17 protein-coding genes are annotated in these 14,617 nt (G+C 37.4%); 9 read left to right on the top strand and 8 right to left on the bottom strand.

Translation table 11 applies throughout. The annotated features are described in order from the left end of the window. Window positions 1–37 precede the first annotated feature (37 nt). Complete coding sequence (locus AC4QJR_RS20750; protein WP_496524042.1) at window positions 38–979, bottom strand: 4-hydroxy-3-methylbut-2-enyl diphosphate reductase; 942 nt, start codon at window positions 977–979, stop codon at window positions 38–40. A 137-nt stretch (window positions 980–1,116) separates the two neighbouring features. Further along, window positions 1,117–1,776, bottom strand: a complete 660-nt coding sequence (vrrA, locus tag AC4QJR_RS20745) for a VrrA/YqfQ family protein (RefSeq protein ID WP_098575526.1) — start codon at window positions 1,774–1,776, stop codon at window positions 1,117–1,119. A 252-nt stretch (window positions 1,777–2,028) separates the two neighbouring features. Here vrrA and AC4QJR_RS20740 point away from each other — a divergent pair, with 252 nt between their 5' ends. Both AC4QJR_RS20740 and AC4QJR_RS20735 read left to right on the top strand, forming a co-directional pair. Further along, window positions 2,029–3,345 carry a DEAD/DEAH box helicase gene (locus AC4QJR_RS20740; RefSeq protein WP_098575525.1) on the top strand — a complete coding sequence of 439 codons (1,317 nt, stop codon included), beginning with the start codon at window positions 2,029–2,031 and terminating at the stop codon, window positions 3,343–3,345. A gap of 22 nt (window positions 3,346–3,367) precedes the next feature. Then, window positions 3,368–4,261 (top strand): deoxyribonuclease IV, encoded by an 894-nt coding sequence (locus AC4QJR_RS20735; RefSeq protein WP_098575524.1) that lies wholly within the window; start codon window positions 3,368–3,370, stop codon window positions 4,259–4,261. 29 nt (window positions 4,262–4,290) lie between these two features. On the opposite strand, the gene AC4QJR_RS20730 is transcribed toward AC4QJR_RS20735, so the two are convergent. After that, window positions 4,291–4,548 carry a DUF2624 domain-containing protein gene (locus AC4QJR_RS20730; protein ID WP_098575523.1) on the bottom strand — a complete coding sequence of 86 codons (258 nt, stop codon included), beginning with the start codon at window positions 4,546–4,548 and terminating at the stop codon, window positions 4,291–4,293. A gap of 171 nt (window positions 4,549–4,719) precedes the next feature. Between AC4QJR_RS20730 and AC4QJR_RS20725 the strand changes: the two genes are divergently transcribed. From AC4QJR_RS20725 to zur, 3 genes are read left to right on the top strand one after another with little or no spacing between them, the layout of a single operon-like run. After that, entirely contained in the window at window positions 4,720–5,493 is a 774-nt protein-coding gene (locus AC4QJR_RS20725) for a metal ABC transporter ATP-binding protein (protein WP_496524041.1), read from the top strand. Continuing rightward, window positions 5,490–6,347 (top strand): metal ABC transporter permease, encoded by an 858-nt coding sequence (locus tag AC4QJR_RS20720; protein WP_098575521.1) that lies wholly within the window; start codon window positions 5,490–5,492, stop codon window positions 6,345–6,347. The genes AC4QJR_RS20725 and AC4QJR_RS20720 overlap by 4 nt, the downstream gene beginning before the upstream one ends. Continuing rightward, window positions 6,337–6,747, top strand: coding sequence for a zinc uptake transcriptional repressor Zur (gene zur / locus AC4QJR_RS20715; RefSeq protein ID WP_251457313.1), 411 nt, complete (start codon window positions 6,337–6,339; stop codon window positions 6,745–6,747). The genes AC4QJR_RS20720 and zur overlap by 11 nt, the downstream gene beginning before the upstream one ends. 43 nt (window positions 6,748–6,790) lie before the next feature. Here zur and AC4QJR_RS20710 read toward each other — a convergent pair whose 3' ends face one another. Continuing rightward, window positions 6,791–7,384: a 5' nucleotidase, NT5C type gene (locus tag AC4QJR_RS20710; RefSeq protein ID WP_496524040.1), complete on the bottom strand. Its 594-nt coding sequence runs from the start codon at window positions 7,382–7,384 to the stop codon at window positions 6,791–6,793. A gap of 197 nt (window positions 7,385–7,581) precedes the next feature. Between AC4QJR_RS20710 and AC4QJR_RS20705 the strand changes: the two genes are divergently transcribed. Further along, complete coding sequence (locus tag AC4QJR_RS20705; protein ID WP_496524039.1) at window positions 7,582–8,064, top strand: hypothetical protein; 483 nt, start codon at window positions 7,582–7,584, stop codon at window positions 8,062–8,064. A 56-nt stretch (window positions 8,065–8,120) separates the two neighbouring features. On the opposite strand, the gene ispG is transcribed toward AC4QJR_RS20705, so the two are convergent. The 3 genes from ispG to AC4QJR_RS20690 all read right to left on the bottom strand — a co-directional run bounded on the left by ispG (window position 8,121) and on the right by AC4QJR_RS20690 (window position 10,541). After that, window positions 8,121–9,221, bottom strand: coding sequence for a flavodoxin-dependent (E)-4-hydroxy-3-methylbut-2-enyl-diphosphate synthase (gene ispG / locus AC4QJR_RS20700; RefSeq protein ID WP_180230196.1), 1,101 nt, complete (start codon window positions 9,219–9,221; stop codon window positions 8,121–8,123). Between the two features lie 117 nt (window positions 9,222–9,338). Then, complete coding sequence (yqfZ, locus tag AC4QJR_RS20695; protein ID WP_496524038.1) at window positions 9,339–9,671, bottom strand: protein YqfZ; 333 nt, start codon at window positions 9,669–9,671, stop codon at window positions 9,339–9,341. Between the two features lie 96 nt (window positions 9,672–9,767). Next, entirely contained in the window at window positions 9,768–10,541 is a 774-nt protein-coding gene (locus AC4QJR_RS20690) for a DUF1189 domain-containing protein (RefSeq protein WP_496524037.1), read from the bottom strand. Window positions 10,542–10,717: 176 nt separating this feature from the next. Between AC4QJR_RS20690 and AC4QJR_RS20685 the strand changes: the two genes are divergently transcribed. Beyond that, window positions 10,718–11,203, top strand: a complete 486-nt coding sequence (locus AC4QJR_RS20685; RefSeq protein ID WP_496524036.1) for a DUF456 domain-containing protein — start codon at window positions 10,718–10,720, stop codon at window positions 11,201–11,203. Window positions 11,204–11,488: 285 nt separating this feature from the next. Here the strand turns inward: AC4QJR_RS20685 and AC4QJR_RS20680 are convergent, their stop codons facing one another. After that, window positions 11,489–12,184, bottom strand: coding sequence for a Crp/Fnr family transcriptional regulator (locus AC4QJR_RS20680; protein ID WP_098571109.1), 696 nt, complete (start codon window positions 12,182–12,184; stop codon window positions 11,489–11,491). A gap of 346 nt (window positions 12,185–12,530) precedes the next feature. Between AC4QJR_RS20680 and AC4QJR_RS20675 the strand changes: the two genes are divergently transcribed. Together AC4QJR_RS20675 and AC4QJR_RS20670 are read left to right on the top strand one after the other, a co-directional pair. After that, window positions 12,531–13,139: a superoxide dismutase gene (locus tag AC4QJR_RS20675; RefSeq protein ID WP_098571110.1), complete on the top strand. Its 609-nt coding sequence runs from the start codon at window positions 12,531–12,533 to the stop codon at window positions 13,137–13,139. A 102-nt stretch (window positions 13,140–13,241) separates the two neighbouring features. Continuing rightward, window positions 13,242–14,471: an MFS transporter gene (locus AC4QJR_RS20670; RefSeq protein WP_098571111.1), complete on the top strand. Its 1,230-nt coding sequence runs from the start codon at window positions 13,242–13,244 to the stop codon at window positions 14,469–14,471. Window positions 14,472–14,617: the final 146 nt, after the last annotated feature.

The following is a 14,617-nucleotide window of genomic DNA, read 5'->3' as shown; positions in this document are numbered from 1 at the left end:
GGTCATGTAGACTCGGTTCTTTCGATTATTTTTAGGTTTATAATTTTTTTACCTTTGGGAGAATTCTGCTCAGCTGAACTTTTTTGCGGCGGTCCCATGTAACTTCATTATTTGGATCAAATTGCTCCAGGAATGTAATAACTTCTTTTGTTATTGGTGTCGGAGTGGAAGCTCCTGATGTGACGGCAACGTTTTTCGCGTTTTTAATCCAATCAATTTCTAACTCGGTTATATCAGCAATTCGATACGCTTTTGTTCCGGCGATTTCTTCTGAAACTTGTGCAAGGCGATTGGAATTATTACTCTTCGGATCACCGACAACAATCGTTACATCTGCTTCTGTTGCTTGTTCAGCAACTGCTTCTTGGCGAATTTGTGTTGCATGGCAAATTTCATTATAGACTTCAACATGTGGATATTTTTCCTGAACTTTTTTCATCGTATCGGATACATCCCATTGACTCATTGTTGTCTGATTAGTAACTAACAATTTGTTACTCTCAATTGTTAAGAGCTCTACATCTTGTGGAGTTTCAACCAAATGTACCATTTCAGGTGCGACCCCAACGGCGCCCTCAGGCTCAGGATGGCCTTTTTTTCCTATATAGATGACTTGATATCCTTGTTTTGTTTTTTCTTCAATTAGATCATGGGTTCTAGTTACATCTGGACAGGTAGCGTCTATCGTTACTAGTCCTTTCTTTTTAGCTAACTCTCTTACTTCCGGCGATATTCCATGGGCCGTAAATATTACGGTTCCTGTGTCTACTTTATCGAGAATATCCTTGCGATTTTTTCCATCTAGGGTAATAATCCCTTCTTCCTCGAACGCATCAGTAACATGTTTATTGTGAACAATCATCCCTAATATGTAGATAGGGCGAGGCAATGTTTTATCTAAAGCGGCATTACGTGCAATTACCATTGCATCAACAACACCGTAGCAATAGCCTCGTGGTGAAATTTTGATGATTTGCATATTAAAAGTCCCCCTAAAAAAGACATTGATTCATAGTTTTATGTATTTATTATATAAAACTAATAGATATAATACAAAGATACATTTTTCCTTAACAGTTTTAGGAAAAAAAGAATGCTGTTGCCAGCATTCTTCATTTAAATATACATTTTAGGAATGGAAGATCCCTTTTGGGAAGAAGTTTTTCGTGAAGAAACTGGCTGTTGATTGTTCTTGCGTTTGACCTTTTTTTGGGTACTTTTATTTTCAGATACGTCATGAGAAGATGATTCTTCTGAGGCTGCTTCGGTTTGTTGGCTATTTTTGTCTGAGGCCGCATCCGTATCCTTTGTGGCATTTTTAAATCCTTTATAAATTTTCCACATGGCAGGGAGATTTTTAATCATTGGACCATATTGTTGGACCATTGGACCGAGGGACTGGGCTGTTTTAAGTACCTGCTGGGTATTATTTAACATGCTTGTTAAGCCGCCGGGGCTACTTAACGATTGAAGCAGACCTCCACCTCCGGATGCCGCTTTGCCAGCTGATTGCATCCCCATAAAGCCGCCTGCTTGGTTGCTTCTTCCAAATAATTTCGAAAGAATTCCACCGCCCCGTGTATTCATCTGATTCGGTCTTCCCATCATTTGCCCCATCATTGGGTTGAATCCTCCTCCAAATTGGTTGGATGAGGGCCCCATCATTGGGCTCCTGCTGCCAAAAGGGGTAAATCCGGGATTCATCATCTGATTATTCCGCCCGAATGGTCCAGGTCCCATTCCCCCTTGCATTGGCATTCTAGATCTTGGTTGCATATCTTAGCCTCCTTTCAAATTGCCTCATGCTTTAAATTATGCATTTATCCTAATTTGGTTTAGGTATTATGCACAGGACAAAGACTAAATTTAGTGGTTTAAAAGTTAGCAGAAGGTAGAAAATGATATTAAAACGAAAGATAACTGGAGTTTTGAAGGAATATTGACTATAATTGCATGATGGAATAAAAAGTGTTAATCATGCTGAAATAAGAAAAACTAATTCAAAGTTTTAATATAAGGAGAAACAATATGAAAGAAAATCGTTTTGATCGTTTTACGTTTCAACCATTTATTATAGAAGCTATTAAAGGATTCGGTTTTACCAATCCGACTGAAATTCAAGAGCGCATGATCCCGGTTGCTTTAAAGGGAGAAAGTGCAATTGGCCAATCTCAAACAGGGACGGGGAAAACCCTCGCTTTTGTCCTGCCTATTCTTGAAAAAATTGATCCGAAACGCTCGGAAGTACAGGCTGTCATAACTGCACCTACCAGAGAACTAGCCTCGCAAATTTACCATCAAATTCTAAAAATAACCGAACACTGCAACCCAGAGCAAGCGATAATGACTAGATGCTACATTGGGGGAACAGACAAGCAGCGAACGATTGAAAAATTAAAAGTCCAACCACATATTGTTGTCGGGACTCCTGGAAGAATCAAGGACCTGATGAGTGATAAGGCGTTATTTGTTCATACTGCGGAAATACTGGTGGTCGATGAGGCAGATATGATGTTAGACATGGGATTTATTGAGGATTTGGACAGAGTGGCTGGAAAAATGCCTGAAAATCTGCAAATGCTTGTTTTCTCAGCAACAATCCCTGAAAAATTAAAACCTTTCCTTAAAAAGTATATGGAAAATCCGAAAACAATTCAAATTGAACCGAAAAGAAGGTCAGCAGAAAATCTAGAGCACTACCTCCTTCCTTCAAGACATCGGAGTAAGAAGCAGCTGGTTCATGATGCACTTGTTGCTTACAATCCCTATTTAGCGATTGTGTTTACAAATACTAAAAAAATGGCTGAAGAGGTCGCTTACTTTTTAAATGAAAAAGGACTAAAGGTTGGCCGAGTTCATGGTGATTTAAACCCGCGTGAACGAAAACAAATGATGAAACAAATACAGGATTTAGAGTACCAATATATAGTTGCCACGGACCTTGCTTCACGAGGAATTGATATTGAAGGTATCAGCCATATCATCAATTATGAGCTTCCTACAGACTTAGATTTTTATATCCATCGCGTCGGGCGAACTGCTCGTGCAGGATATTCTGGGATTGCACTGACAATCTATGAAGCATCAGATGAGGATGCGTTAAATCGATTAGAGAAAATGGGGATACAATTTAATTACGTTGATCTTAAAAATAACGAACTTGTGAAAATTGATGAGCGTAATAAGCGGAAGACCCGTGTAAGACAAGAGGATAAGGCCGATCAAAAAGCCAAATCAATGGTAAAGAAACCAACCAAAGTGAAGCCTGGTTATAAAAAGAAAATGCAGTGGGAAATGGATAAAATAAAAAAACGAGAACGAAGAATCGAACAAAGAAAAAAATAATGGAAGCAGGGAGAGAAAAGTCATGCTGAAATTAGGATCACATGTATCAATGAGTGGAAAGGGCATGCTTCTTGCAGCAAGTGAAGAAGCAGTTTCCTATGGTGCAAACACGTTTATGGTTTATACGGGAGCACCGCAAAATACAAGAAGAAAAAAAATAGAGGACCTTAATATTGAAGCTGGACGCAGACATATGGAGCAAAACGGTATTTCTGAAATTATTGTCCATGCTCCATATATCATCAATATTGGAAACACAACTAACCCAGATACATTTGAATTGGGTGTCAGGTTTCTTCGATCAGAAATTGAACGAACCGAAGCAATCGGAGCAAAGCAAATTGTCTTACATCCAGGAGCACATGTTAGTGCTGGAACGGAAGCGGGCATTAAAAAAATTATCGAAGGATTAAACGAAGTTCTAACAGGGAAAGAGCAAGTGCAAATTGCCTTGGAAACGATGGCAGGGAAGGGCTCTGAATGTGGTAAATCGTTCGAGGAAATAGCCATGATTATGGACGGTGTCAACTATAGTGATAAGCTATCCGTTTGCTTTGATACTTGTCATACCCATGATGCGGGTTATAATATTGTCGAGGATTTCGATGGAGTTTTAAATGATTTTGATAAAATTATTGGCGTGGACAAACTGAAGGTCTTGCATATTAATGATAGTAAGAATGCTGTCGGGATGAGAAAGGACAGACATGAAAATATAGGTTTTGGCCATATCGGCTTCAAGGCACTTAATTATATCGTCCACCATCCACAACTTTCAGATGTTCCTAAAATTTTAGAAACTCCATTTGTGGGTGAAGATAAGAATAATAAAAAAGCACCCTATAAATATGAAATCAATATGCTTCGTGAGCAGAAGTTTGATGAGAATTTGCTGAATTTAATCATGGAATCATAAGGGAAAAAGCTGTGAGAAGTCACAGCTTTTTACTTTTTGGCCAGTTGCATAAATAATTTATTTACTTCTCGCGCGGTTGTAGGACCAGCAGTTTTGGCAATTTCTTTTACTAATTGAGCCCTTTGTGAATCATCAAAAATATTAACATTTTTCCCTCTTAAGTATTCCGCAATTTTCGCAGCTTGCTGCCTAGTCACAGAGATATTAAACTGTTCTGCATATTTTAGCAGTTCTTCAGCAGTTATCGTATTGATTTTATGATTGATGATGCTCTGAAAAATTGTCACACTCACCACTCCTCACCTTAATGTATGATGAAGTTCCCAGAGTGTGATTATAGATTTTTTGAAACAACTAACTAACTTTAGTGTCATTGGCTTTACAATCAATCAGACCTATTGTATACTACTTGAGTTAAATCGGAATGATTCTTATAATTAAAAGGTGATGTGCAGATTATGCAATCAATTATTGAAATAAAAAAACTTTTTTACCGTTATGAAAAAGATGCGGTTTTGGAGGATATCAATATTATTGTTCCTCATGGTTCTTTCTTGGCGATTGTCGGGCCTAATGGTTCTGGTAAATCAACACTTTTGAAGTTAATCTTAGGTTTATTAAAGCCGCAAAAAGGGGAAATTTATTTATTTGGCCAGGAAATAAATAAATTTAAGGATTGGCAAAAAATTGGCTATGTTTCTCAAAAGGCTAATTCCTTCAATACTGGTTTTCCGGCAACTGTATCGGAAGTGGTCGAGAGTGGTTTGACGAAAAAGCTAGGAATGTTTAAGTTTTTTAAAAAGGAGCATGCTCAAAAAGTTCGCGAAGCCTTGGATGCAGTTGGGATGACTAAGTTCAGTAACAGAAATATTGGCGAACTCTCTGGAGGTCAACAACAAAGAGTTTTTATTGCCCGAGCCTTAGTTAGTGAACCGAGCCTCCTTATTCTTGATGAACCCACCGTAGGCGTAGATGCGGAGAATGTAAGTAATTTTTATCAAATGCTTGGTGAATTAAATAAAAATCGTGAAATTACCCTTCTATTGGTTACACATGATATTGGAACAATTTCGGATAAAGTTTCACATGTAGCCTGCTTAAATAAACATTTGCATTTTCATGGAGAAACAAACGAATTTGAACAACTCCGAGCGGATGATATGTCTAAAGCCTATGGGCACGATGTTCACCTGCTAGCCCATCATCATGAGCACGGAGGCGTTATAAGATGATTCAAGGAATTTTCCATTATGAATTTTTACAAAATGCCTTTTTAACTGGGATGATGATCGGGATTATTGCCCCGTTATTAGGAGTGTTTGTTGTTGTCAGGAGATTATCATTAATAGCAGATGCCCTAAGCCATGTAACATTAGCCGGGATAGCAGCTAGTTTGCTTCTAGAAAGAAATGTGGCCATGATGGCGGGTTTAAATCCACTGTACTTAGGAATGGTTTTTTCAGTGGGAGGATCACTATTCATTGAGAAACTAAGAAGTGTTTATAAGCACTACCAAGAACTTGCGATTCCAATTATCCTTTCGAGCGGGATTGGCTTAGGTGTCATATTTATCTCACTTGCCAATGGCTTTAATACTGACTTATTCAGTTATTTGTTCGGCAGTGTCTCCGCCGTTAGCAGAACTGATTTATGGGTCGTGTTTATAATTGGAATTTTAGTGATTCTGGTGATTATCTTATTATATAAAGAACTGTTTTTACTTTCTTTTGATGAGGAACATGCCAAAGCCTCCGGTATTGCAGCAAAAAGTATTCATTTCATTTTTATTGTCATGGTAGCCTTGGTGATCGCGGCATCGATGAGAATTGTTGGGATTTTGTTGGTGTCATCACTAATGACATTACCTGTTGCTGCCAGCATTCGGATCGCGAGAGGATTTAAGCAAACCATTTTCTTATCTGTTTTGTTTGGCGAAGTTTCAGTTCTAGGCGGCTTGTTTACAGCTTACTACCTAGATTTGGCTCCCGGAGGAACAATCGTAATGATTGCCGTTCTCATCTTAATTATCTCCATCTTTTACAAAAAATTATTAATTCATAAGGGGGGGCAGCCTGGTGAACGTTGATGAAGCGATACAATATTTAAAAGAAAAGGGATTTAAACAAACAGGTAAAAGAGAAGATATGCTGCAATTATTTGCAGAAAGTGATAAATATTTAACGGCTAAGGACGTATTGGATCACCTCAAAGATGATTACCCTGGTCTGAGTTTTGATACGATATATCGGAATCTCTCTTTATTTGTTAATATGGGAATTCTAGAGATGACTGAATTATCAGGTGAAAAGCACTTCCGTTTTTCTTGTTCAAGGCAGCACCATCATCATCATTTCATTTGTTTGACTTGTGGAAAAACGAAAGAAATTGATACCTGCCCAATGCAAGATCTAAGTGAAAATTTAAAAGGATACGATATTTCCGGTCATAAATTTGAGATTTACGGTCTATGTCCTGAGTGTCATTAAAAAACAGCTTGTGAATTCACAAGCTGTTTTTTTATAGGTATTTTTAGAACGTTTGTACCAATGGGCGACTTTCCTTCATCCAATGTTCTACCCAATTCTTTGCTTCATTCCAGTTATTGACACGAATTACCCCATTTGGAATAGGGTCTTGGTTATACGGCGTATCAAATAAAATGACTGGGATCTTACACTCTTCATGTATCATAACCGCATTATCATGCTTATCCTCAAAAAAGATATCTAAGCGATGCTTCTTAACGGATGCGACTTTGTCATGTGAGCCAATTAGTTCAATGTGATCAAAGGTTAAGCCATTATTAATAAACCATTTAATGGTAATATTAAGCAAATGAGAACTACGAGCACTGATAAAAAACAATTCATGCTGATTTTCCCATTTTTTAAGGACATGTTCTGCTCCATTCGCAAGTGGGGAATTGGCGTAAATAACCGGTTCGTTTGCTGTAAACCATTCAGCAAACACCTTTTCAGAGACATTTACGTATGGAGTATATTCATATTGGGTAACGTCCTCATACGATATGTTCAGTCCAAATGCTTTATTAATAACAGGTAGGATGGATGATTTTGGGCACGTTACAGTTCCATCGATATCGATGCCAAATCTTTTTTTCATGTGTAGACTCACTTTCCTATTTCTTTTCCGTATTTCTTTATATTTTACCAAAGTATTGGGTTCAATAAAGTAACTATTTACAATTAATTTTTTAAGAATAGAAATAAAAAACTATTTTAGGCAAACATTGACATACTAAAATTGATTCTAAAGCAAACAATAATTAATGCTCCTATTACTGAAAGTGAGGGATTAGGATGGCAGACGAAAGAGACACGAAAGTGCAAGAGGCTCTTCAAAGCTCAACAATTGGTCAAGATATACCCAATTCTCCTGCTTCATTTAGGGAGGAAACCGCATCAGAATTTACTGAACCTATTAAGGCTCACTACACTTTGAAAAAAGATGAGTCTACGCCAAGGATTGGTGCTTCGGTTCCGATACATTCTTCTGAATATAGGGAAGAGACAGCTGCAGAGATTGCTGCACCTGCTCCCCTTGTTCGCAGAAGGGAACACGATGGGGTAAGGGAAAAAGCTGCTGGTGGTACTGGTATCGGGACGCTTGCGTTAGTGCTTTCGATTTTATCACTATTTGTTATGCCAATACTTTTTGGTGCTGCAGGGATTGTGTTAGGCTTTGTTGCCAGAAGAAGAGGAGCCAATGGTTTAGGTGCTTGGGCAATTGGTATCGGTGCAATTTCGATTGTAATCGGTATCTTTATTCTCCCGTTCTTTTAATGTAAACCTGCAGAGGAGCAAAAAGAAACCCGGTGATTATACCGGGTTTCTTCATGTTATTGAATGACCTTTTCTTCTTCTGCTTTTTTTTGGAAGTACTCTTCGGCAATTTGATCGATTTCCTTTTTCAATTCCTCTACTAATTGCGCTTCAGGAACTTTGCGGACAATCTCACCCTTCCTGAATAGTAACCCTTCACCACGAGCACCAGCGATTCCAATATCAGCTTCGCGTGCCTCGCCAGGACCGTTAACAGCACAGCCTAATACCGCTACTTTAATCGGTGCTTTAATTTTTTCAATGTATTCTTCCACTTCATTTGCAATACTGATTAAATCAATTTCAATTCGGCCGCAAGTCGGGCATGAAATCAATGTGGCAGCGTTAGAAGAAAGACCAAAAACTTTTAACAGTTCTCTGGCAACCTTTACTTCTTGAACAGGATCTGCACTTAAGGAAACGCGAAGTGTGTTCCCGATTCCTTTGTGTAAAATAGCACCTAAACCAGCGGCGCTTTTTATACTGCCAGCAAAAAGAGTGCCTGATTCCGTAATCCCAAGATGGAGGGGATAATCGAATGCTCGAGATGCCTTTTCATACGCTTCAATCGCAAGATTAACATCAGAAGCTTTCATGGATACAATAATGTCATGAAAATCTAAATCCTCAAGAATTTTAATATGGTGGAGTGCACTCTCAACCATGCCATCGGCTGTTGGATAACCATATTTCTCTAATATTCTCTTCTCGAGCGAACCTGCATTGACACCAATCCGGATTGGAATACCACGTTCTTTTGCAGCCTTTACAACTGCTTCTACCTTTTCACGTTTACCAATATTTCCTGGATTGATTCTAATTTTATCTGCTCCGCCTTCAATAGCTTTCAGAGCCAATTTATAATCAAAATGAATGTCAACGACAAGTGGTATGTTAATTCTTTTCTTAATTTCAGATATAGCATTTGCCGCGCGTTCATCAGGACAAGCCACCCGCACGATCTGGCAGCCCGCTTCTTCAAGACGTTTTATTTCAGCAACAGTTGCTTCCACATCATGTGTTTTTGTTGTAGTCATACTTTGGATAAATAATTCGTTACTCCCGCCAATTGTTAAGTTACCTACTTTAATTGGCCGGGTCTTTGTGCGATGTATAATTTCACTCACGTGTAATTCGCTCCTTCAAAATGGGATTCGAATATGGTATATAAAAACAATCCGCCTTTTATTTTATCAGCCTTTCACTATTTTTGACAATAATAAGCATTATCCTCTTTATTTTGAGTAATCAGGGAAATGATATGTAGACCCAATTCGAATTTTTTCTGGCGTTTCCCCGGGGTTTAGTTTTCGGAAGTCCTGAATTAAGTCAGTGATCGAGACAGGAAGTGGTTTATCCAGTTGATGTTCGACAATTGATATTACGGTTGCTCCGGGTTCCACTTTTGCTTCAAATGAAGGCAGGTCTGATTTCACCTGCAGTTTGGGTGCCTCGACTTTAGCGTCGACCTGCTGTGTTAGTGAAGAGGGGAGAGTACCAACAGTTAAGTCAATATAGATGACATATATAATTAAAACGGCTAATAAGAAACCAAATAATTTTTTCATCGGACAAGCCTCCAAATAGGACAGTTTGTACATTGGTATGCTTGTCCAATGGTAAAAAGAACGAGTTTATAAAAAAACGCCCGCAATGGGCGAATTTTAGTTTACTTTTTTGGGTTTCGAAATTTCCTTTATTGCTAAAGATAATACAATGATTACGACAAACCAATTTATCATAAAACTGCTGGGAACCGTTGTTTTGATCGCAGCCATGATGGTGAAAAACAGGGTGGGCAATGTTTCACTGTAAGCGGCCATTCTCCACAACTGCCGGTAATTTAGATTTCTTCCAAAAAGATTTTTAAGTAACAATCCTATCAATGCCAATACTGTGACTTCAATAAAACTGCCGGCACTTGCAAATAAGTAAATGAATAATGCTCCAACAGGGATGATGATCCATTTCATACCGCTAATTCCGTTAATAAAATTGACGAAGTCACCCTTTGTGATGGCTAATCCTTCTAACATTGAATAGGGATATGTTTCAACCCTGCCCCCTGCTGCAAATACAAATTGATCCTCCAATAATGCAAAAGCGTTACCTTCATCCTCGACATCAGTATCAGAAACAGCACCTGTCGGGTCGAGAATGATTGTAAAGTCATCTCTATTTATCGTAATTGGAACTTTGGTATCCGCAGTTAAATGTCCATCTTCAATAGAAAAATCAGGTAATTTATCATTGATAATTGTATCTGCACTTTCCAGTCCAGTGGTAACAGCTGTGCTTAAATAAATAACGGAGGGGAGAATCGAAATAAAAGTTAAGAAAAAGACATATAGAATTGTCTTTCCAATTCCTTGAAACCGAAACAAGGCAATATCCTTTGGGGAATAGATACTTTTATAAAGTTGTTTAAAAATATTCATAATGACCACCTTTACACATAAATACAAATAAATGCTTCAGCATCTATTGTATCTTTAGTAAGGGTTATATACAAGAATGATACCATTTATAAAAAATTTGAAACCGTTCATAAGGTTAATCGTATGAAGGAATGTATACATTTAATAATAACAACAAGTTATGAGGGATGAGTAGAATGGAAATGGTATATTGGAGTATTGTCATATTATTATTTATCGTCGCGTTTGTAGGTCTTGTTTATCCAATCATTCCAAGTGTATTGTTTTTATTAGCTGGGTTTTTATTATATGGTGTGTTTTTTAGTTTTGAACCCTTTCGATGGTATTTTTGGTTGATACAAGGATTGTTTATCGTCCTTCTTTTTATTGCTGATTACATTGCCAATATGATTGGAATTAAAAAATATGGCGGGTCTAAGGCGGGTGTCTGGGGGAGTACGATTGGAATTTTGGTTGGCCCTTTTGTTATTCCTTTTTTAGGAATTCTCATTGGTCCATTTATCGGGGCCATAGCAGCGGAATTAATTTTTAACAAAAGAAGTTTCACGGAGAGCCTAAAAGTTGGATTTGGGTCAGTGATTGGCTTCATAAGTAGTGTTATCACGAAAACTATTATTCAAATCATCATGGTCATCTTCTTTTTCATCGTCGTACTTAAATAGAAAAAAGCCATGCCATGCTTTAGAGATCATTAATGATTTTATAACCCTGTTGATTGGAGTGGAAGGCGGCGAAGACTCCTGCGGGAGTACGGGGCAGGGGAGACCCCGCAGACGCTGAAAGCGGCGAGGAGGCTCCCCGGCACGCCCGCGGAAAGCGAAGCCGCCTGGAACGGAAATCAACAGACTAGTTTAATGTAGCCAAACAAAAAAGACTGTCGATTTAAAACCCGAAATCCTTCGGATTTGATGACAGTCTGAAAAGCCACCTAGGTGGCTTTTTTTCTATTAATTCAATCCACAAATTTCAAAGGAGCAGTTTTGGCAGTCGACTTCTTCTTTTAAGAAGTTTAGTTTTTTTACGGTAAACTTCTGATTATCATAGGAGATAATCTTCTTTTCGCGCAGATCTTTTAATGAGCGTTGAATTACTTCACGTGTTCCAAATGTTAAATTAGCCAGTTCCTGATGTGTTAATGGAAGGTCAATTAGAATACCTTCTTCTGTTTTTATCCCATATGAATTGCATAAGCGAATAAGGATCGAATATAAACCGCCTTTTTTTCCATTCATGATGAGGTCCTGACATTTCATCTGTGCTTTTAAATAACCTGTACTTAACCATGTAACAAAAGAATTCATTGCCTCAGGGTCTGTTAAAATGAAATCTTCAAATTGCTCTTTTCTTATTAGTATCATTTCACAATCAGTTAGTGTTTTTGCGTAAAATTGATAATGAGGATTTTCCTTGAAAAGTTGGTATTCTACAATTAATTCTTGATCGTTTAAGATTTTTAAGATAAAATCTTTGCCGCGTAAATGAACTCTACCAAGTGAAATGCTCCCTTTAAGTAATAAATAAACATACTGAGCAGCATCTTTTTCTTGAAAAAGGATTGAACCGGCTTTTATTTTTTGAATAGGTTCTTTTTTTTGAAAAAAAGCAACTAATAAATTATATATAGAAGAACAGTTTAATTGCATAGAAAATCACTCCTTATGTACCACTTCCCTTTGATTTAAATAGATAATTTATTAAGTGTCAATATGGCTATTACAGGATTTGGAAGTGACAAAAGTTGGATATGACAAAAATCGTTGACAGATTGCCCTTTAGGTAAAAGGTGACAATTTTTCGAAAAATTACGAATGGATGGCTTCAATACATATTTTTGAATAATATCCTACTGAACGGGAATGGTAAATATGTTAAGAACCTAAGCATTTTATTTGATACAAATAACCAACTTTGGTATCTTAAGGAGGAAAGCTTTAGAAATATTCGAAATTCTAAAGCCGATAAAATCACTTATACATAGGAGGAATTAAAATGGCATTTGAATTACCACAATTACCTTATGCAGAAAACGCACTTGAACCACATATTGACAAAGAAACTATGAATATTCACCACACAAGACACCATAACACATATGTAACAAATTTAAATAACGCTTTAGCTGGTAATGAAGAATTACTTTCTAAATCAGTTGAAGAAGTTATTGCTAATTTGGATGCGGTTCCAGAGGCTGCTCGTACAGCAGTTCGTAACAATGGCGGCGGACACGCTAACCATTCTTTATTCTGGCAAATCCTTTCTCCAAATGGCGGCGGTGCACCAACAGGTGAATTAGCTGACGCAATCAGCAGTAAATTTGGCAGCTTCGAAAACTTTAAAGAAGAATTTGCTAAAGCAGCAACTACTCGTTTCGGATCTGGTTGGGCATGGTTATCTGTAAACAATGGTGAGTTAGAAGTTTCTAGTACACCAAACCAAGATTCTCCATTAATGGAAGGCAAAACTCCAATTCTTGGTCTTGATGTTTGGGAGCATGCTTACTACTTAAACTATCAAAACAAACGCCCAGACTATATTTCCGCTTTCTGGAATGTAGTAAATTGGGATGAAGTTTCAAACCGCTACAGCCAAGCTAAATAATAATGATAATGAAAAAAGGCAGCCCAAGGGTTGTCTTTTTTTTTGTGAATAAGAAAAACTAGCTTGTTAAAGACTACCCATAAGATAAAAGGGGAGTTTTTGATGGCAAAAAAATTTAAGATTCTGGGTGATGTTACACTTACAAAAGATTTATTACTATTGCTGGTTATTGGAGGGCTATACTCATTAAGTATTGCTTTGTCTAACACGTTTGTTAATATTTATCTTTGGAAACAGACGGGGAAATACTCGGATATCGCCTTCTTTAACCTTTCGACCGTGATTCTACAATTGCTGACATTTATCTTAGCAGGACGATGGGCGAAAAAAATTGACAGGGTAATTGTGCTTAGGATTGGGGTTATTTTTTTAGCTTTATTTTATGTATTGGTTTTAGTGTTTGGTACAAATGCTTCAACCTATTTACTTCTTTTAGGAAGTTTTTTAGGAGTAGGGTATGGTTTTTATTGGCTTGCCTACAATGTATTAACATTTGAAATAACTGAACCAGATACCCGAGATTTTTTTAATGGTTTTTTAGGGATATTATCATCTGCAGGGGGGATGATTGGCCCCATCGCTGCAGGTATCATTATTACAAAATTTGAAAAATATACTGGCTACACGATTGTTTTTGGACTATCACTTGCTTTATTTGCACTGGCGGTTTTTATGAGTTTTTCATTGAAACCACGACCATCATCAGGCAGTTATTGCTTCATGAAAATTGTAAATGAAAGAAAACAAAATGAAAATTGGCGTTTAATTACAAATGCTAACTTCTTTCAGGGCTTGAGGGAAGGTACCTTTGCCTTTGTTATCTCTGTTTTTGTTTACCTTTCAACGGGAAGTGAAATGTCTCTTGGGACATTCGGTCTTCTTAATTCAGGAGTATCATTCGTAGCGTATTATTTTGCTTCACGTTTAATAAAACAAAAAAATCGAAAAAAAGCCATTCTTATTGGAGGGATTATTTTATATGCATCTGTTCTGTTAATTGTTTGGGACGTTAGTTTTGTCAAATTGCTTATCTATGGCGGGATGATTGCAATCGCTTATCCGCTTTTACTCGTGCCATATATGTCAACTACATACGATGTTATTGGAACCGGATGGAAGGCTGCGGAAATGAGAATTGAATATATTGTTGTTCGTGAAATATACTTGAATCTGGGCAGGATCATTTCTATCGTATCTTTTTTAGTTGGTATCACTTGGTTCAAAGCTGAGAACAGTATTCCCATTCTCCTTCTCATTTTAGGTGCGGGGCACTCATGCATCTATTTTTTTCTTAAAAGGGTACACTTACCAGCCCCGGAATGCGTTGAGTAAATTATTTACTCAACGCCATTTTTTTCATTGGCATTATTACCTTATAAATTGGTAAGGGTTTTTCATAGAAAAAAGCAGACTTATCCTATAAAATAGAGAAAGTTAAGCTTAAGCCGTGAAAAAGGAAGTGTTTTTACCCCTTGAAT

Source organism: Neobacillus sp. BP17 (assembly GCF_059579525.1).
Note: the sequence above shows the minus strand (reverse complement) of the source record. Positions and strands in the feature narration are given on the sequence as shown.